This window comes from Micromonospora sp. LOL_023 (assembly GCF_048060115.1).
Taxonomy (GTDB): Bacteria; Actinomycetota; Actinomycetes; order Mycobacteriales; family Micromonosporaceae; genus Micromonospora_E.
Window position 1 is genome coordinate 134,178 of the sequence record NZ_JBHMIM010000002.1, and the last position, 17,525, is coordinate 151,702.

At 71.3% G+C, this 17,525-nt stretch carries 21 protein-coding genes; 14 read left to right on the forward strand and 7 right to left on the reverse strand.

All coding sequences use genetic code 11. The annotated features are described in order from the left end of the window. Positions 1–8 precede the first annotated feature (8 nt). From ACFHVL_RS01755 to ACFHVL_RS01770, 4 genes are all read left to right on the forward strand, one after another. Complete coding sequence (locus ACFHVL_RS01755) at positions 9–908, forward strand: LysR family transcriptional regulator (protein ID WP_416625063.1); 900 nt, start codon at positions 9–11, stop codon at positions 906–908. Between the two features lie 6 nt (positions 909–914). Further along, positions 915–1,823 carry a serine hydrolase gene (locus ACFHVL_RS01760; RefSeq protein WP_416624934.1) on the forward strand — a complete coding sequence of 303 codons (909 nt, stop codon included), beginning with the start codon at positions 915–917 and terminating at the stop codon, positions 1,821–1,823. A gap of 358 nt (positions 1,824–2,181) precedes the next feature. Further along, positions 2,182–2,415, forward strand: coding sequence for a hypothetical protein (locus tag ACFHVL_RS01765; RefSeq protein ID WP_416624935.1), 234 nt, complete (start codon positions 2,182–2,184; stop codon positions 2,413–2,415). Then, positions 2,415–2,909, forward strand: a complete 495-nt coding sequence (locus ACFHVL_RS01770; protein WP_416624936.1) for a hypothetical protein — start codon at positions 2,415–2,417, stop codon at positions 2,907–2,909. Before ACFHVL_RS01765 ends, ACFHVL_RS01770 begins: the two co-directional genes overlap by 1 nt. Here the strand turns inward: ACFHVL_RS01770 and ACFHVL_RS01775 are convergent. Together ACFHVL_RS01775 and ACFHVL_RS01780 are read right to left on the reverse strand one after the other, a co-directional pair. Continuing rightward, positions 2,851–3,342: a DUF4345 domain-containing protein gene (locus ACFHVL_RS01775; protein ID WP_416624938.1), complete on the reverse strand. Its 492-nt coding sequence runs from the start codon at positions 3,340–3,342 to the stop codon at positions 2,851–2,853. The genes ACFHVL_RS01770 and ACFHVL_RS01775 overlap by 59 nt on opposite strands. Continuing rightward, on the reverse strand, positions 3,339–4,184 hold the full coding sequence (locus ACFHVL_RS01780) for an NAD(P)H-binding protein (protein ID WP_416624939.1): 846 nt from the start codon (positions 4,182–4,184) through the stop codon (positions 3,339–3,341). The genes ACFHVL_RS01775 and ACFHVL_RS01780 overlap by 4 nt, the downstream gene beginning before the upstream one ends. A gap of 162 nt (positions 4,185–4,346) precedes the next feature. Between ACFHVL_RS01780 and ACFHVL_RS01785 the strand changes: the two genes are divergently transcribed. The 5 genes from ACFHVL_RS01785 (at position 4,347) to ACFHVL_RS01805 (ending at position 9,092) form a co-directional block, all read left to right on the forward strand. After that, positions 4,347–5,315: an AraC family transcriptional regulator gene (locus ACFHVL_RS01785; RefSeq protein WP_416624940.1), complete on the forward strand. Its 969-nt coding sequence runs from the start codon at positions 4,347–4,349 to the stop codon at positions 5,313–5,315. 62 nt (positions 5,316–5,377) lie between these two features. Beyond that, positions 5,378–6,148 (forward strand): alpha/beta hydrolase, encoded by a 771-nt coding sequence (locus tag ACFHVL_RS01790; protein WP_416624942.1) that lies wholly within the window; start codon positions 5,378–5,380, stop codon positions 6,146–6,148. Continuing rightward, a complete protein-coding gene (locus ACFHVL_RS01795; RefSeq protein ID WP_416624944.1) occupies positions 6,145–6,744 on the forward strand; it encodes a hypothetical protein in 600 nt (199 codons plus the stop codon). Before ACFHVL_RS01790 ends, ACFHVL_RS01795 begins: the two co-directional genes overlap by 4 nt. Positions 6,745–7,021: 277 nt before the next feature. Next, positions 7,022–7,993, forward strand: a complete 972-nt coding sequence (locus ACFHVL_RS01800) for a hypothetical protein (RefSeq protein WP_416624946.1) — start codon at positions 7,022–7,024, stop codon at positions 7,991–7,993. 628 nt (positions 7,994–8,621) lie between these two features. Continuing rightward, positions 8,622–9,092, forward strand: a complete 471-nt coding sequence (locus ACFHVL_RS01805) for a hemerythrin domain-containing protein (RefSeq protein ID WP_416624948.1) — start codon at positions 8,622–8,624, stop codon at positions 9,090–9,092. A 5-nt stretch (positions 9,093–9,097) separates the two neighbouring features. Here ACFHVL_RS01805 and ACFHVL_RS01810 read toward each other — a convergent pair whose 3' ends face one another. The 3 genes from ACFHVL_RS01810 to ACFHVL_RS01820 are packed head-to-tail and all read right to left on the reverse strand — an operon-like array spanning position 9,098 to position 11,081. Next, a complete protein-coding gene (locus ACFHVL_RS01810) occupies positions 9,098–9,769 on the reverse strand; it encodes a TetR/AcrR family transcriptional regulator (protein ID WP_416624950.1) in 672 nt (223 codons plus the stop codon). Further along, the gene (locus tag ACFHVL_RS01815) at positions 9,766–10,437 is read right to left on the reverse strand and encodes a DUF4166 domain-containing protein (RefSeq protein ID WP_416624952.1); all 672 of its coding nucleotides are present in this window, start codon (positions 10,435–10,437) and stop codon (positions 9,766–9,768) included. The genes ACFHVL_RS01810 and ACFHVL_RS01815 overlap by 4 nt, the downstream gene beginning before the upstream one ends. Further along, complete coding sequence (locus tag ACFHVL_RS01820; RefSeq protein ID WP_416624953.1) at positions 10,434–11,081, reverse strand: hypothetical protein; 648 nt, start codon at positions 11,079–11,081, stop codon at positions 10,434–10,436. The genes ACFHVL_RS01815 and ACFHVL_RS01820 overlap by 4 nt, the downstream gene beginning before the upstream one ends. A 1,309-nt stretch (positions 11,082–12,390) precedes the next feature. Between ACFHVL_RS01820 and ACFHVL_RS01825 the strand changes: the two genes are divergently transcribed. Together ACFHVL_RS01825 and ACFHVL_RS01830 are read left to right on the forward strand one after the other, a co-directional pair. Beyond that, on the forward strand, positions 12,391–13,389 hold the full coding sequence (locus ACFHVL_RS01825; protein ID WP_416625065.1) for a S1 family peptidase: 999 nt from the start codon (positions 12,391–12,393) through the stop codon (positions 13,387–13,389). A 110-nt stretch (positions 13,390–13,499) separates the two neighbouring features. After that, positions 13,500–14,072, forward strand: a complete 573-nt coding sequence (locus ACFHVL_RS01830; protein ID WP_416624955.1) for an RBBP9/YdeN family alpha/beta hydrolase — start codon at positions 13,500–13,502, stop codon at positions 14,070–14,072. Here ACFHVL_RS01830 and ACFHVL_RS01835 read toward each other — a convergent pair. After that, positions 14,047–14,997 (reverse strand): DUF4232 domain-containing protein, encoded by a 951-nt coding sequence (locus tag ACFHVL_RS01835; protein WP_416624956.1) that lies wholly within the window; start codon positions 14,995–14,997, stop codon positions 14,047–14,049. The genes ACFHVL_RS01830 and ACFHVL_RS01835 overlap by 26 nt on opposite strands. A 163-nt stretch (positions 14,998–15,160) precedes the next feature. Here ACFHVL_RS01835 and ACFHVL_RS01840 point away from each other — a divergent pair, with 163 nt between their 5' ends. The 3 genes from ACFHVL_RS01840 to ACFHVL_RS01850 all read left to right on the forward strand — a co-directional run bounded on the left by ACFHVL_RS01840 (position 15,161) and on the right by ACFHVL_RS01850 (position 16,683). Next, positions 15,161–15,283 (forward strand): DUF6767 domain-containing protein, encoded by a 123-nt coding sequence (locus tag ACFHVL_RS01840; protein ID WP_416624958.1) that lies wholly within the window; start codon positions 15,161–15,163, stop codon positions 15,281–15,283. A 78-nt stretch (positions 15,284–15,361) separates the two neighbouring features. Continuing rightward, the gene (locus ACFHVL_RS01845) at positions 15,362–16,273 is read left to right on the forward strand and encodes a DUF6597 domain-containing transcriptional factor (protein ID WP_416624960.1); all 912 of its coding nucleotides are present in this window, start codon (positions 15,362–15,364) and stop codon (positions 16,271–16,273) included. After that, a complete protein-coding gene (locus ACFHVL_RS01850) occupies positions 16,270–16,683 on the forward strand; it encodes a VOC family protein (RefSeq protein ID WP_416624962.1) in 414 nt (137 codons plus the stop codon). Before ACFHVL_RS01845 ends, ACFHVL_RS01850 begins: the two co-directional genes overlap by 4 nt. Here the strand turns inward: ACFHVL_RS01850 and ACFHVL_RS01855 are convergent. After that, positions 16,662–17,441, reverse strand: a complete 780-nt coding sequence (locus ACFHVL_RS01855; RefSeq protein ID WP_416624964.1) for a Type 1 glutamine amidotransferase-like domain-containing protein — start codon at positions 17,439–17,441, stop codon at positions 16,662–16,664. The genes ACFHVL_RS01850 and ACFHVL_RS01855 overlap by 22 nt on opposite strands. Between the last annotated feature and the right edge of the window lie 84 nt (positions 17,442–17,525).

Consider the following 17,525-nt stretch of genomic DNA (forward strand, 5'->3'; position numbering starts at 1 on the left):
CCGTGGACATGGTGGCGGCCTGCCGGGCCTTCGTGGCGGTCGGCGCCCACGGCAGCTTCACCATCGGCGCGGCGGCCGCCCGTATCCCGCAGTCGGTGGCCAGCCGGCGAATCGCCGCCCTGGAACAGCACTTCGGTGCCAGACTGTTCGACCGCTCGTCGCGGATCGTCACGCTGACTGCTTACGGGCGGGACGTGCTGCCGTCGGCACGGCGGCTGGTCGACTTCGCGGACACCTTGGAGCACGACGCCGCGCAGGCCCGACTGCGACCGCTTCGGTTGGCCGTACCGGCGATCTGTCCGCCTCGACGGCTGGCCCGGTTGGTGGCCGACGCCCGGACCGACGGTCTGCAACTGGATCTGGTCCCCGCCGACCCGGCCGAGCGCGCCGACTCGGTCCGTGGCCTGGAGGTACGCGCGGCGCTGCTCGCCGTGGCACCCGACAGCAGCCGGTGGCGGGTGCCACTGGGGCTCGCCGGCTCGCTCGACGGCTCCGCCGGTGACGCCACCGCTCCGCTGTTCCTCGCCGCGCTGCGCCCCGGTCGGTTGCGGCGTGACACTGTCCGGCACCGGATATGGATCCAGCCCGAGGACGATGTCCCGCACGTACGGGACCGGATGGTCCGGCTCGCTCAGGCCGTCGGTCTGGCACCCGCACAGGTCGGGATCGCCTCCGGGCTCGTCGCCGCGCTCGCCGACGTGTTCGGCGACGGCGGCGGAGACCTGTTGCTCTGCTCCGCCAGCCAAGCCGGGGATCTCGGGCTGCGCTGGCGTCCGGTCGGCGAGCAACTGTTCGCCCGAGGCTACGACGTCGCCGCCGGGTTGGCCGAGGACACCCGGCGGTTGCGCGACCTACCGGACGCCGCGGTGCGGGCGTGCCTCGGTGCGCCGGTCGACGAGGGACGGTGAGTAGGCATGGGCGTCGCCAACGTGCTGCGGCTGGCCCGATCCACCCTCGAAGTGGCGGGACTGCGCGGGTCCTTCCTGGTCCGTGACCTGCGTACCGGCGACGAACTGGGCATCGACCCGGACCTGGAGTTCCCGGCGGCGTCGCTGGTCAAGGTACCGCTGGCGGTGGTCACCCTGGAGCGGATCCGTCGCGGGGAACTCGATGCGGCGGCGCGGATCCTGGTCCACCCGGACCGGGTCACCGCGCCCGGCCCGACCGGGTTGAGCAAGTTCCGCCACCCGGCCGAGGTGGCCGTCGAAGACCTGCTCTACCTCAGTACGGCGATCAGCGACGGTGCCGCCGCCGACGCGCTGTTCGGCCTCACCCCGCCAGCGGAGGTCACCACCGGACTGCGCCGGCTCGGACTGTCCGGGATCATCGTCCGGCACCCGATCAGCGACCTGACCGACACCCCTGCCGAACGGTTCGCCCCGCAGGAGAGTCACCTGGCCCAGTCCCTGGCCATCGGCGCGGCGACCACCGGCCACGGTCACCCGGTCGCCCAACTCGACGTCAGCCGGGCCAGCACCGGATCGGCCCGCGCCTTCGTCGACCTGTTACACGAACTCTGGCGGCCATCCACCGTGGACCAGCAGGTCGCCGGCCGGGTGCGGGAACTGATGGGTGACAACGTACTGCGGCAGCGGCTCGCCCCCGATTTCAGTTCCGACGCGGCCCGCTGGTCGTCGAAGACCGGCACCCTGCTCAACCTGCGGCACGAGATCGGCGTCGTGGAGCACGCCAACGGCCAGGTCTACGCGGTCGCCGCGCTGACCGAGTCCCGGGTGCCGGCGGTGGTGCAGCCGGCGGCTGAGGCCTCGATGGCGCACGTCGCCCGCAGCCTGCACGACGAACTTCGGCTAGTCGGCGGGTGAGCCCGCCCGGCCGCCGGTGGTGTGCGCCAGCACCGCCTGAGTCAGCGGGGCGAGCACCGACGGCGCCAGCGCGTGACCCGTCCCGCCGTCCTGGCTGGCGCGGGCGTGCGCGGCCGGGTTGCGGCGGGTGCCGGAGTGCTCGATGCCGGCATCGTCCGGAGCCTCGATCGAGACGACAATCTACACCCGACGGTGACGGCGGTCCGCTGCCGAGTTGCCCACTGGCGGTACCGTCGGCCGTCATGCGCCGGGAAGCGGAGTCCGGCCGCCGACGCGGCACTGGGCGGGGAGGTCGGATGCGGATCGGCGAGGTCGTCGACGCGGCAGGGACACCGACGCCGACCAGGCAGCCCTGAGCATGGACGGCGGCTACCTGGACGGCGAAACGGCGATCGTGTCGGTCACCGGGGACGTCGGCAACGGCATGGAGTGGGAGTTCCGGCACTTCGTGGACCTGCGCACCGGGACGGACGGCGGCCGGCTGCCCGCACCGCCGACCCCACTGCACGACGCGTTCGAGATCCGGCCGTTGGGCGACGGCAGTTGGCTCAGCGTCGACCACGAGCAGCGCGTATGGCGTAACTTGAAGTGATGGTCCCCGATGCCCCGCTGCCCGCAGTCGGTGTCCTGGTAGCCGGGGAGGCCGCGCCGCCCGGCAGCCTGGCCCACGGCTGCTCGACCAGTTTCGGCCGGGAGCTACCCCGGTGGACGGTGGTGCCGTACACCCTGCAGATCGGGACCGACCCGTTGTGCCGGCTGATCGAGCCAGCGTACGAGCGGTTCCTGCCGGACACGCTGATCGACGCCCAGCACTTCCCGAACGACTGGCCTGAGCTGGTGTCGGTGATCGACGCCGGATGTCCCCCGCTGGCCCGGCTCCCCGCCGAGCTGCCCGACTACCTGGCGGCGGTCCTGCGCGAACTGCTGGCCGCTGAGGTGCTGGCGGCGTTCCTGCCCTCCGACGACGCCACACCGGCCCGGTACCTGACGAAAACGGTGGACTACGTCCGGGTCGATCCGACCTGGGTCACCCTGTGCGGCCGGGCCGTACAGCGCCCGGCACCGACCGACCCGGCGGCCGGGTAGCCGGTGGCACCGGCCCACGGACCGTCCGGTGCAGGGCGTATCCGCAGGCCGCGCCGAGGATCAGCTCGGCGACGGCGGCTGCGACCAGGCTCTCCGACGGCAGTCCGTCCACCGCGACGCTGAGCAGCCGGGCCAGCCCGTACGCCAGGTAGACCACCGCGCCGATCAGCGACGCGGTGAAGGTCAGCCGGCGGACGAACGCCCCGAGCGTGACCAGTACGCCGGTGGCCAGCAGCGCCCCGCCGGCGGCCCGGGTCTCGCTGAGCAGGCTGCTGTTCCCGGCGTACTCGATGCCGTTGCCGGCGTGGAACGCGCCCGGCGCGGTCAGGATCGCCCCGCCGATACCGACCACGACCAGCCCGGCAACGACGAGGATCGCCCTGACCGCAACCGGTACGCGGGTCCGCGCCGACCCGGTGTCGGTGAGGTTCACCGGTCTGCGGCCGGGGCGGCGACCGGCGGCGACCAGGCCCCGGCGGCGACCTGACGGCAGAAGTCGGCGAAGTCGCGTGGTTCGCGGCCCAGCGCCTGCCGTACGCCGTCGCCGACGGAGGCGTTGCGGCCGTCGAAGACCTCGACACACAGGTCGGTCAGCAGCCGGGCGAAGTCGGGGCCGGCCTCGGCGACCAGCGCGAGGTGGAACTGTTCCGCGGTGATCGGCAGGTAGCCGACGTCGCGGCCACTGGCGGCGGCGATCTCCGCCGCCGCCTGCGCGAAGGTCAGCAGCCGAGGACCGGTGACGTCGTACGTCCGACCGTTGTGCCGGTCGTCGGTGAGTGCGGCGACCGCGACGTCGGCGACGTCGTCCACGTCGACGAACGGCTCGGCCACCGAGCCTGCGGGTAGCGCGACCGTGCCGGCCAGGACCGGGCCCAGCAGGTGTCCTTCGCTGAAGTTCTGCGCGAACCAGCTGGCCCGCACAATTGCGTACGCGAGCCCGGCGTCGGCCACGATCTGCTCGCAGCGCTGCGCGTTGGTCTCGCCCCGGCCGGAGAGCAGCACCAGCTTGCGGACGCCGGCGTCGCGGACGGCGGCGGTGAACTTCTCGACGAGGGCCGGCGCCTCGGGTGCGGCCAGGTCCGGGTAGTAGCAGAGGTAGACGGCGTCCACGCCGTGCAGTGCCGGCGACCAGCTGGCCGGCTCCGCCCAGTCGAAGGACGGCTCGCCGCGCCGCGACGCCGGCACGACCGGGTAGCCGAGGTCGGTGAGCCGGTCGGCGATGCGCCGGCCGGTCTTGCCGGTCGATCCGGTGACGAGTACTGACGGTAGAGACATGAGGTACGGGCTCCCGTTCTGGTGTCCGGTGGCGCACGGCGTTTCCCGTGCCACACCAGCCTCACCCGAGCCGCCTGGCGGGACAATGATTGTCCGGCCGACATTATTTGCTCATCGTCCACGGCGCTGGACTATCGGCACATCGGCGGGGACGCTGGGCAGATGTGGACCACCCCAACCTGTGCGATCCCGGCGGTGGCCGGACCGCTCGGCGAGACCCTGCACATGTTCCGGCTGACCGGCACCCTCTACTGCCGGGCCGAGCTGAGCGCCCCATGGGGCATCGACGTCCCGACGCTGCCGGGCTGCATGACGTTGCAGGTGGTCACCGCCGGACGGTGCTGGCTGGAGGTGGACGGCACCGAGCCGCAGCTCATCGGGCCGGGCAGCCTGACGCTGATCCCGGACGGCGTCCCGCACCGCTTCCGCAGCGCGCCCGGCGCACCGACCGAACCGTTGTTCGACATTCCCGTGCAGCGGCTGAGCGACCGGTACGAGATCATGCGGCACGGCGGCGGCGGGGAGCTGACCCAGATCACCTACGCGGTGCTACGGCCGGACCACATCGCGGCCCGGCGGCTGGTCGCGCAGCTGCCGCCGGTGCTGCACCTGGACCGGTTCGACGACGACGAGGCGGGCTGGCTGCACAGCACCCTGCGGCTGATCACCCGGGAGGCGCAGACGTTGCAGCCCGGCGGCGAGACGATGCTGACCCGGCTGGCCGACGTACTGGTCATCCAGGTGATCCGGGCCTGGTTGGAGACCGCGCCGGAGGCCCGGCAGGGTTGGCTGGCGGCGCTGCGCGACGAACAGATCGGGCGGGCGTTGACCGCCTTGCACCGGGCGCCGGAGCACGACTGGAGCGTCGCCGAGCTGGCTCGACAGGCCGGGATGTCCCGGTCGGCGTTCGCCGCACGCTTCACCGAGCTGGTCGGCGAGCCGGTGATCCGCTACCTGGCAACCTGGCGGCTCCAGTTGGCGCACGATCACCTGCGCCGCTCGGCCGAGCCGCTGCCGGTGGTGGCCCGCCGGTTCGGCTACCAGTCGGAGGCGGCGTTCTGCCGGGCGTTCAAGCGGGCGTACGGCGTACCGCCGGGTCAGGTCCGTCGCGACGGCGCCGAAGCCGGCTGAGCTACCGAACCGCACCGCCGGGTGGGCCGCCGAGCCGGCCGGCGAACCGGCAGACTGGTCGGATGGCACTCCTACGGGTCGACTTCTTCTCCGACGTCCTGGAGCAGGGCACCTCGATGACCGTCCTGCTGCCACAGCGTTGCCGGACCAGGATCGGCGCCCCGACAACCGGCGGCGAGACCGATCCCCCGGTGCTCTACCTGCTGCACGGACTCACCGACGACGCCACCGCCTGGCTGCGGTACAGCTCGATCGAGCGGTACGCCGAGGAGCGCGGCCTCGCCGTGGTGATGCCGCAGGTGCACCGCAGCATGTACGCGGACGAGGCACACGGCGCCCCGTTCTGGACCTTCCTGTCCACCGAGCTGCCGGACGTGGTCGATTCGTTCTTCCGGGTGTCCCGCCGACGCGCGGACACCTTCGTCGCCGGCCTGTCGATGGGCGGGTACGGCGCGTTGCGGTGGGCGCTGCGGCAACCGGAGCGGTTCGCGGCCGCGGCCAGCCTCTCCGGCGTACTCGACCTGGCCGCCCGGCAGTACGGACCGCCGGTGTCGGCGACGGACCCGCTGATGCGGCGGATCTTCGGCGACCGCGACGTCGCCGGCAGCGACGACGATCTGCTCGCGCTGCTCGGCCGGGCCGACCCGGCGGCGTTGCCGCAGCTGTGGCTCTGCTGTGGCACCTCGGACGTGCTGTACCCGGACAGTGTGCGGTTTCGCGACGACTGCGCGACCCGGGGCATCCCCCTGACCGTCGACTTCGGGCCGGGTGACCACGAGTGGAGCTACTGGGACGTCAAGATCCGCGACGTGATCGGCTGGTTGCCGCTGTGACCGACGATCCGGCTACCGCAGGCGCGGCTACCGCCGACTCGGCCGGGTCGCTGGCCGACGCGGCGCGGGTGGCCGCCGCGTTGGGCGAGCGGCTCACCGCGCTGACCTTCACCGACCTCACCACCGAGCAGGTCACCGCGCTGCTCGTCGACACGATCGCCGGTTGGGGCGCCGGCCAGGGCTGGCGGGTGTACCGGCGGGCGGCCAGCGTACTGCCGTTGCCGCCGCCGCTGTCCGGGCAGCGTTCGGTCGTCGACGTCGCCTGCGCCCGGCCGGCGGCACCGCCGGTGGTGATCGAGGTCGACCACACCGACCGGCGTCGGACGGTCGACAAGCTGCTGGCCGAGGCTGCCGCCGGCCGGGTGGCGATCTGGGTCCGTTGGGGCACCCGTGGTTTCGCCGCCCCACCGGAGCCGGTCCGCATGGTCACCGTCCCGGTCGCCGCCCGCACCGCCGCCGAGCAGGGGGTACGGCTGCACTCGCGCCATCCGGTGCGCCAGCTCCCGCCGCCGGCGCACCGGGTCATGCCGGTTACCGCCGCCAGCGAGCCGGATGATCTCTTCGGTGCCACTGACGTCGGGCAGGCACCGGGTTGACCCGTCGTCGCGGCTGTTCGTGCGCACCGCTGCAGGTGCCGGAGCCGTCCCCGTGTCCACGTTGGGCTTGTGAACCGGCCCCGACACCCACAGATCGGGCTACGGAGGCGGCGTGCAGCTTCGCGCCTCCGGCATGGGAGCGGACCGCGTCGGGCCTCGCTGTGATCAGTTTCAACCACACCTGAAGGCCGGCGAAACTCACATCGGGTGACACAATAAGGGGCTGTTGTCACGGAGTGGACAAAGATGACTCTGCCTGGAAGGACGGTGACATCCGATGTCCGCTGTGGAAATCAAGTCTGAGCTCCGCTCGCTGCGGGCGGGCCGTGGTGTCGCCGCTCCCAACCTCGCCGCGCGCCTCGGTGACCACCTGCTGGCCCTCTGCGGCGGCGGTGCTGGCGGCACCGACCGCATCGACGAGCCGGCCAACCTGCGCGAGCGGGTGATCGCCGAACTCCGCAGCCAGACCCGCCAACTACCGGAGGACATGGCGCTCGCGGCGCGGGTCGCCCTGGGTCTGCACGCGCAGGCTCAGGACACCCATCTCCGGGGGCGGGTCGCCTGGCTGGCCCGGCAGTTGGGGCGCGAGGACCGGACCGCGCTACGCCGGATCAACGAGGCGGAGGTGCTGCTGGCCGAGGCGATCGGCCGGGAGTTGGCCAGCCGCAGCTCCCACCCGGTCGGCGACGGTTGGCACGTCGCGGCGCTGCGGGTGTTGGTCCGGCTGGACACCGGGTCGATGGAGGCGTACGAGGAGCGGCGGATCGTCGCCGACCGGGACGGCATTCAGCAGGTGAAGCTCGGCATGTCGCTGCCCCGGCAACCGGACAGCACCGGCCTGGACGTCCGGGCCGAGGTCCACTGGGGCGGCCGGCTGATCCGGCACGAACGTCCGCTGCCACAGCGGTCCCAGCTGGTCATCGGACTGCCCCGGCCGCTCGTCGCCGGTGAGTCGTGCGACTTCAGCGTGGTGACCCGGTTGGGTCCGCGTCAGGTGGCCTCACCGCACTACGCATTGACTGCGACGAGACGCTGTCGTCGCTTCGAACTACGGGTGCGATTCGACCCTGACCGACTACCCAAGTGGGTACGACGAGTGGCCGGGGAACCAGTTCGGCTGTTGGACACACCCGCGCCAGGCAGTGAACTGCTGCAGCCGGACGCGGTCGGCGAAGTGTACACAGAGTTCGACGATCCGGAACTCTACCTCGCGTACGGCGCGCAATGGCTGGCCGTTCCTGATCCGTGACGCGAGATCACTCAGACGCGTATCGGTCAGTCGGTCTCCATCACGTATCACCTCCGTGGGGATGGGCAGGCAGAACTGAGCGAATGGCCACCGACGGTCAAGACGATCCGCATGACCGGGCACGTGGCGCATTTGCTCGGACAGTAGGTTTGGCTCGTCACAGCTGCTCCGACCGGAATCGGCGAAGCAGCCGGACGCGCCAGAAGTCGGGCGCCGAGGCCGTCGAATGGTGGGCACCGACGCGTGCGCGTCGCGCTACTCGGTTGCCTACCAGTCAATGAGGCCGCCGCGCGGCATGGGCTAGACGATCAGCTGGTCACCACGCACCGACTGGTCTAGTCATCGAGTAAAGAGCACGCACTTCTCACAGCTCTGCATGACCCGGTCTCCCGTTGAGTTTGTCCCCGTTCAGGCGTTCCAGAACAACGGTAACACCGCCTGTCGAGTTCGCTCTCGTGAATATGGCGCGGTGCCACGAGTGCCCATCGTCGACACCCCCGAGCACCCGGTGCGCTTTCTGGTAACCTCGACCCAGCGTCGCGTGTCGATGGCAGACCGTGTCAGGCATGGAGGCGCCGGATCGAAGGACGCGCAATGACGAGGATCGTTGGCCCCTCACCCTCCACCCGTGGTTGAGGGCGACAAGGCCAGACTGGTCGCCTGGGGTCGAGAGCTGCGCGGCGTGCACGACAGGCTTCGTGCGGCGCTGCGCGTGACCCAGCAGGCGCTGGCCGACGGCGAACCGGCCGAGCCGGCCACCAGGGACCTGCTGCTGTTCTGCCACGGATTCTGCTCCGCCCTGACCGCCCATCACCGGGGCGAGGACGGCGAGCTGTTCCCAGCGATCGCCGAGCAGCACCCCGAGCTGCGGCAGACGTTGTCCTACCTGCGGCAGGACCACTCGATGATCGCCCACCTGCTTGCCGGGCTGCAGGCCGCCGTGGACCGGACAGCTCCGCCCACCGAGCTGGCCCGCCATCTGGCGGGCCTGGCCGCCATCATGGAATCCCACTTCCGGTACGAGGAACGCGCGCTGCTGACGGTGTTGGAGACGCTGACCCTGGACGCCGACCCGGATGTCGTTCTGGGGCCGTTTTGAGCTGGTCAACCGCCGCGCTGGCGGCGCCGCTCGGCCGATCCGGCGAGCCGGCCGCGCAGCGCGCGACGGGCGATCGGTCCCAGGTCGTCGACCACGTCGACCAGCACCGCCAGCTGTTCCAACGCGGCCAGCGCCGCGTCGGCACCAGTCCGGTCGACCCCCTCGTACAGCTCCAGCCCGACGAAGCCGGCGGCCACCGCGCGGGCCAGTCCGCGCGGATCGGCCAGTTCGGCGACCGGTGATCCGGCGAGCACCCGGCGCAGCACCTGCTCGATCTCGTCGATCCACAGGCGCAGCGCGGCGGCGGTCGACGCGGCGAGCCGCTCGTCGGTCTGCGCGCCGGCCAGCAGCTGGGCCAACACCCCCAGATTGCCTTCGCTTCGTTCCTGCTCGTGCAGCTCACGGCCGAGGTCCAGCAGCTCGCGCAGCGACCGTACGGCTGCGAACCGGTCGCGGTAGGCCGCCACCCGGTCGGCGGTGGCCGCCTGGCAGGCCACGGCGAGCAGGTCGTCAAGGGTGCCGAAGTGGTAGAAGATCAGCGCCTGGTTGACCCCGGCGCATCCGGCGACGGTACGGGCCGAAACTCCGGCGATGCCGTGCTGACGGATCGCCTGCACCGCCCCGTCCATCAACCGACGTCTGGTGCCGGTGCGCTCGACGGGATGCCCGGTGCTCATACCGCCGCATTCTCCCGCAGCGGACGCACCGCGGCGGGTACCGGGGCCGTCCCCGTGTCCACGAACTGTGCCGTGAACCGGCCCCGGTACCCGAAGACCGGGCCGAGGAAACGGTTGGTCACCCGTACCTCGATCCGGAAGCATCCGTCGGCGTCGTCCCACCATTCGTGCACCTCGGCGGTGCCGGACAGGCCGGTCGGGAAGCGATGCCCGGTGTAACGCTGCTCGCCGGTGCGGATCAGCAGCCCACCGCGCCGGTCGGCGGTGAGGTCGAGCAGCACCGCGTAGTGCTGGTGGGTGCCGAGGTAGTCCACGATGGCCGCCCGGTGCGGGCTGTAGACCATCGTGGCGTCGAAGCGGCGGCGGCGGTGCGCGGCGACCTCGAAGGTGCGGACGAAGCTCACCGTCTCCCGGCCGTAGCTGTCCCGGTAGGCGTAGTTCTCGATGCTGAACGGCACGTCGGTGCCCTGCTCGGGGAAGAGGATGTGACGCGACGCACCGAGCCGTAGCAACGGCAGGGTCGCCGCCGAGCCGCGCCAGATCCGGTCCATCGTCCCGGTGCCGACGCAGGCGGTGTGGTCAGCGCTGCTGATCCCGAAACGTTGCCGCATCCGAGGGTGCAGGCGGTCGAAGTCGGTGCCGAGCGCCTGGCGGAAGATCGAGGTCACCGGGGGTCCCTTCGGCGGTGGGCACGGGGCCGGCAGCGACGGGCCGCCGGGGTGGTGGGCAACGGCGGAAGCAACAGCACCGCCGCCCAGATCAGCAACGCGGCCGGCAGACCGGCGGCGAGGCCGGCGCCAGCGACGATCAGCCGTACGGACACCTCGCCGACCGCCTGGTTGCGGCTGCGCTCCGGCGGTACGCCGCGCTCCAGCCACAGCCGCAGCCGGTCGAACGACCAGGCGGTCGCCCAGCCGAGGATCGGGCGAAAGACCCGGTCGGCGTACCGGCCGAACCTCCCCCAGCCGGGCGTGTAGTCGTACCCGGTCCAGAACCGCACGCCGTCGGAGGTCGGCTGGTAGCGCCAGAATCCGCTGCCGATGCGGATCAGCGACAGCGGGTGGTCGCAGGCGAAGCGCAGCGCGGATACGGCGGAGCCGTCGGGGCGGTGTCGGTCTCCTGCGGTCTGCCCGGTTCCGGCGATCGTCAGGCCGGGCAGCAGCCGGGTGGCGTACCGGAAGCTGCCGGCCGGCCCGTACGGCTCGATCCGGGTGAATCGCAGGTCCCACCGGGTGTGCCGGGCCGGGTCACGGGTGTGGCGCCACACCCGGTCGATCGGCGCCCGGATCAGCGTCTCGATGTGGAGCGCCACAGCCACCCCTCCCGGTTGAGCGATCGCTCAACCGGGATGCTAGCACTGTTTGAGCATCTGCTCAACCGACCGCCCAGCCGGCCGTTCCGGCGGCGACCGCACCGCCGGCCGGCACCCGCCCGACACGCACCGCAGGTCGACGATCAACCTGCGAAAACTGTCACTCTGACGACCGTCGACGAATTATCAGTATCGTTGTCGCCCAGCTCTCCTGGACGGTGATATTGTTATTACAGGACATCCCGCGGGGGGAGAACTCCTGTGAATGACCGCACCATTGTGGTGCCCTTGCTGCCCGGCGGAAGCCAGCATATATCACGCCAGCCGACTGCCCGATACAACCCGCAGAACAAGCTCGGGCTCACTTCCTCCCGCATGCCTAGCACCCGGATTCCGCGCATTACCCGAACAGGCTGGGAAAATCGACCCTCAGCGTCCTCCGAAGACGTCGCACCCAACACCGGAGGTGTTGCGCCATGGAAACCGACTGACCGCGATGCTCACCCAGAGCAGATCAACTCTGCCAGCTCGACAGCAACCTGCCGCCCTTCGCCGCAGCCGTCGATCGGGCCAGTGACACAGCCGCACTGGCGCATGATCCCCACCGCCGGGCGCAAATCAAAATGCAATGCCGGGCCCGAATCCTGACGCGTCACAGGCGTACGACAACGCCGACCCTATCCGACTTCACCAACTGCCGGCAGCTGAGGCCGACCAGCTCCACTACGACCGTTTCCCGATAATGATCGCCTGTGCCGGTTGTTCCAGAATCCGCAACAGCTGTCAGCACCGAGATCCAGCATGGCACCGCCAAACGGTGCCATGCTGGATCTGTTTGGCAACCACGGCTCAGGGTCGACGTCCAGCGCCGGGAGATTCAGCCCCGAATGCCGACAGAATATTGCCGATCGACGATGAGGGCCACCACCCTGCCACCGCCGCCAACTGAGCCACGGATGAAGATGCGTCCCCGTCCGACCGCGACCGCCGGCTCGGACCGCCCGGCTCGCGCGCCGGGCGCGCGGGCGACGGAACGGACACGCCATAACACGGGGTACCTCTCCCCAATGTTAGTTCTTGTGGCCTTCCGGGCCGGATGACAGTCTTTGCGGAACCAGCACATCGAGAGCATTGGATGGTCAAGGTTGTCCATCGCCCTCACCCGGATCCCGGCCACACCCACGGGAATCCGGCCCTCCGGACACGCCGACCGGCGTGCCGTACCCCCCAGGAGGCGCACGTGAAAGCCCCCAGCTCCTACGTCAAGCGGACAGTGGCCACCATCGCCGCGCCACTGCTGCTCACCGGGATGGTCCTCTGGCCGTCCGCGGCCCAGGCCGCGCCTGTACCCCTGTTCGCCGCGGGCGCCGACGCCGCCGCGCAGGTCAGCGAAGAACTCGGAGCCCGGTCGGCCGGCGTCTACCTCGACGAAGCCTCCGGCCGGATGATCGTCACAGTCACCGACGAGACCGCCGGCCGTGCCGCCCGCGCCGCCGGCGCGGTCGCCAGGACCGTCAAGTACAGCGCCGCCGACCTCGACGCGGTCACCGCCCGGATCGAACGGGCCGCCGCCTTCGTCGGCACCGCCCGCGCCGTCGACCTGGAAGCCAACCAGGTCGTGGTCACAGTGGACAGCACAGTCACCGGCAATCGGCTGGCGCTGGTCGAGGCAGCCGTCGCCGCCGCCGGCGACGCTGCCCGGCTGGAACGCACCGACGGCGAGTTCAGCCTGATGATCGCCGGTGGCGAGGCCATCTACGGCAGCAGCGGCGGACGCTGCTCGCTCGGCTTCAACGTGCGTACCGCCAGCGCGAACTACTTCGTCACCGCCGGGCACTGCACCGCTAGCGCCGCCACCTGGTATGCCAACTCCAGCCGCAGCACCGTGCTCGGCACCCGGGTCGTATCCAGCTTCCCCGGCAACGACTACGGCATCGTGCGTTACACCAACAACAGCATCGCCCGCCCAGGCGCGGTCTACCTCTACGGGGGCAGCCAGTCGATCACCTCCGTCGGCAACGCCTTCGTCGGCCAGTCCGTACGCCGTAGCGGCAGCACCACCGGTGTCCACGGCGGCTCGGTCACCGCCGTGAACGCCTCGGTGACCTACCCGCAGGGCACCGTTCGGGGCCTGATCCGGACCAACGTCTGCGCCGAGCCCGGTGACAGCGGTGGTTCGCTGTTCGCCGGCACCGCCGCGCTCGGCATGACCTCCGGTGGCAGCGGCAACTGCCGCACCGGCGGCACGACCTACTTCGCGCCGCTCAACGCGGTCTTCGCCGCGTACCCGACGCTGCGCCTGGTCTGACCCAGTCTGATCCGACCAGCGGCACCGCCCAGCCGGGCCGCCGGGGCGGTCAGCCCCGGCGGCCCGGTCGTAGGCGGTCCAGGCGACCTCCGCCGGCATACCATCGCTCGGTGCCCCGTCATCTGCTGGTCCCCGGCCGAGGACTGCCCCGCCCCGAACACTGGCTCAACCGCTGGGCAGCGGCCAACCCCGATTACCGGTGGGCACCCGAACCACCCGGCCCGCCGTACGTGCTAACCGATCGGCTGGCCGCCCTGCACGACGCCGTCGACGCCAGCGACGAACCGGCGGTGCTGATCGCGCACAGCGCCGGCTGCCTGACCGTGGCCCACTGGGCCGAGCGACACACCGGCCCGGTCACCGCCGCTCTCCTGGTCACCCCGCCGTACCTGGACCCGGGCTGGCGGCCCGGCCCGGACGACCCGACCGACCTGTACGTCGGCGCGGTCCCCCAGCGACGGCTGCCGTTTCGCACCATCCTGGTCGCCAGTCGTACCGACCCGTACACCTCCTTCGAGGAGTTCGAGCGGTACGCCACCGACTGGGGTACGCAGCTGTACGACGCCGGCGACGCCGGGCACGTAGAGACGGCCAGCGGCTACGGTCCCTGGCCGGCCGGTGAACGGCTGGTCGCCGCGCTGACCGGCGGTTGGGACGTCACCGGGCCGCAGCCCACGGGCTGACCGCAACCCGGCCGGTGGTGCCGACGTCGACCCCGCCGTCGGGCCGCAGTACCTGGGCGGCTGTGCCCGGCGCCGGCACCACCCTCAGGTACGTGCCCAGGACCGACGGCGTCACGTCGGCCACCGTGTTGCGCCAGACCAGCACCGCGGCGGCACGGGCGCCCGGGGCCAGGGTGACCGGCTGCGGGTCGCCGACCAGATGCTCGATCACGGCGACCGCCGAGACTCCCGCCAGGACCTCGACCTCCAGCGTTTCCTGCTCCTCGCCGAGCAGCGACAACTCGGGATAGCCGAACACTGAGTACGGCCGATCGGCGCAGTTGACCATGAAGATCGGCATTGCCCGCAGACCCATGGCGGCGTTGACCTCACCCAGGCTCAACGCCAGACCCGACGCCGGGCAGCCCGGTGATGCCTCGTCCGTCGCCGACGACGGCAGTGGTTCGATGGTCCGCACCAGCGGCGCGGCGCTCGGCGGTTGCGGGCCCGGCTGCGGCACCTGTCCGGCGCAGCCGGCAAGCAGTGCGGTGAGCAGCGTCGCCACGAACAGCGTCGCCGCGCTAGGCTTCACGGTCCGCCCGGGGTCGGCCACCGGCGGTACGTCCTCATCGTCGTCGAACGGCTCATCGGTCCATCGCCACCACGCCTCGTCGCCGTCGACGTGCAGCAGGAACTCTGATGCCGGCTGCCCATCCGGATCGATCAGCACCACGGCGGCGCGCACTTCCAGATACGCCCGATCCCAGGCGGCCACCTTGCCGTCGGTGTCACCGTCCTCGCTGACCCGCAGCGCCCGCAACTCCGCCTCGAAGATCGGCCGCACCGGTTCGAACGCCTCAGTCGGTCGAAGGATGGCGTACAACCACGGGAAGTCGCCGTCGGTGACGTCCAACTCGGCCAGTGGCACCCCATCGTGGTCCTGCAACCACCAACACCCGCCGAAGCCCATCGAGAGATCCCCCTCCGCACCGAACAGTCGCCGGCACAGTAGTACTGACACCGCACGCCAGCCGGGCTGGCCAAGGTCAGGTCGGATCGTGCCGTTCGGACCTGCCGCCGTGGCCGGCCGACCACGGCATGGTTGAAGCATGACAGCGCGAGCACAGCGCCGACAGCCGAAGGCGAAGTGCCCGATCCGGCCGGGTGAGCCCTGCCTACTGTGCCTACCTGGTGCCACCGGACCGCCGACTGCAGCTTGGTCTACCTGGTGAGCGACGACGAACTCCGCGCCGGACTACGGCAGTGGCAGCGGGTCGCGGCAAAGCCGACCGGCGCGGCATAGTGGGCTGATGCCATCGAGCGCCCTTTCGACCTCGGAGTTCGTCCACCGACGGCCGGCCGGGCCGCTGCGCCGCTACATCGCCGGCTACACCGGCTACCGCGAGGACGGGTCGGCACCCGGCCGGCACCGGGGCCTGCCCTCGCCGTACCTCACGATGATCATCACGCTGGACCAGCGGCTCACCGTCGCCGAGCACGCCGACCCGCGCACCCCACCCGGCGACTACGACACCCTCCTCGGCGGCCTGCACACCCGACCAGCGCTGATCACCCACGACGGCCGGCAGGCCGGGATAGCCCTGTCGCTGTCGCCGCTGGGCACCCGAGCCCTGCTCGGTGTACCCGCCGGCGAGCTGGTCGACGCGGACCTGCCCGCCGACGTGATTCTCGGCCGGTTCGGCCCGGACCTCACCGAACAGGTACGGGACGCCACCAGCTGGGCGGGACGCTTCGGCGTACTCGATGATCTGTTGGCCGACCGACTGGCCGGCACCGCCGCCGCGGTCCCGGCCGAGGTCGCCCACGCATGGCAGGCGCTGCTCGCCAGTGGCGGGCGGCGGGCGACCGGCCCGATCGCCGCCGAGGTCGGATGGAGCAGCCGCTACCTGAGTCGGCGCTTCGGCGTCGAAATCGGGTTCGGTCCGAAGACCGTCGCCCGACTGGTCCGGTTCGACCGGGCACGTCGGCGGCTCGCCGCGACCGCACGCCCGCCAGCGCCCGGGGCCCGCGCCGGCCCGCCGGTAGCCGGTCCGGTCGGCACCCTCGCCCGACTCGCCGCCGACAGCGGCTACGCCGACCAGGCCCACCTGGCCCGCGAGTTCCGCGAGTTCGCCGGCTGCCCGCCCACCATCTGGCTGCGGGAGGAGTTCCGAAACATTCAAGCCGGCGGGCTGGCATCGCCGCCAGACTCGGCGGCATGACATCGAAGACGACCCCGGCACCGCAGGTCTGGCCGACGCTGACGGCACGAGACGCTCCTGGGCTGATCGCATTCCTGGTCGACGCCTTCGGCTTCCAGGAAGCACTAGTGATTCGCGAGGGCGACCGGGTCGACCACGCCGAGCTCGCCTGGCCGCCGGGCGGCGGCATCATGCTCGGCAGTGACCGCGGCGGCTCCGCTCCCGACGACCCCTGGATCCGTGCCGCAGGCAGCTTCGGTGGGTACGCCGTCACCGACGACCCGGACGGGCTGTACACCCGGGCGGTCGCTGCCGGCGCCAAGGTGGTCCGGGAACCGAACGACACCGGCTACGGCTCCCGCGACTTCGTGGTCAGCGATCCCGAAGGCAACCTGTGGTCCTTCGGCACCTACCGGGGTGCCCCCCGGTAGGCGACCGGGGATTCGGCCTCGGTGGTGACGATCGAGCGGGTCGGCAGCGGCCGTTCCACCGCCGTTCCCGGCCGGTCGCCGGGTTCGATTCGATACGCGCTCGCACCCGGCACGGTGCTGACCGCCTCGACCAGTTCAGTGCCGACGTAGTGCAGCCCGACGCCGTCGTCGGTGGCGTACCCGGCGGGCAGCCGGCCGGCCGCGACGCAGTCCAGGTAGCAGGACCGACGCGGCTGCTCCGACAGGTCGTGGTGCACGCCGTTGCTGTACGGCAGCAACCGCAACCCATCCGCGACCGGGTCGAGCCGGTCGGAGAAGGAGTCGGTCACCCCACCGGTGTGCCAGCAGAGGCTGCCGGCGCTGCCGCCGCCCAGCACCACGCCAGCTTCCCAACACTCGCGCAGCATCTCGTCGAGCCGATGGGCACGCCACACCGCCAGCAGATTGACCACGCTGCCGCCAGGCACCCAGATCAAGTGTTGGCTACGCAGGAACGAGAGAACGTCGTCGACATTCGGCTGGGTGAACAACTGCAGATGCGATGGAACCGCGAAATCGGCCTCTTCGAACGCCGCGTAGAAGGAGTCGATCAACGGTTTGCTGTCGCCGGTCGCGGTCGGCACCAGGCAGACCTTGGCGACCGGCACCCCGGTCAGCGAGATCGCGTGCTCGATGAGCGCGCTGCGGCGTGGTGCGGGACGGCCGGGTGGCGGATGCAGGATGCCGGAGACGGCGAAGATCTGGCGGAGCGGAGCCATCTGTCCATCATGCCCGGCGGACCAGACCCGACTCGCGCACGCCCGGTCCCGCACGCATGCCGGACCCGGCTGTGACCAGCGGTC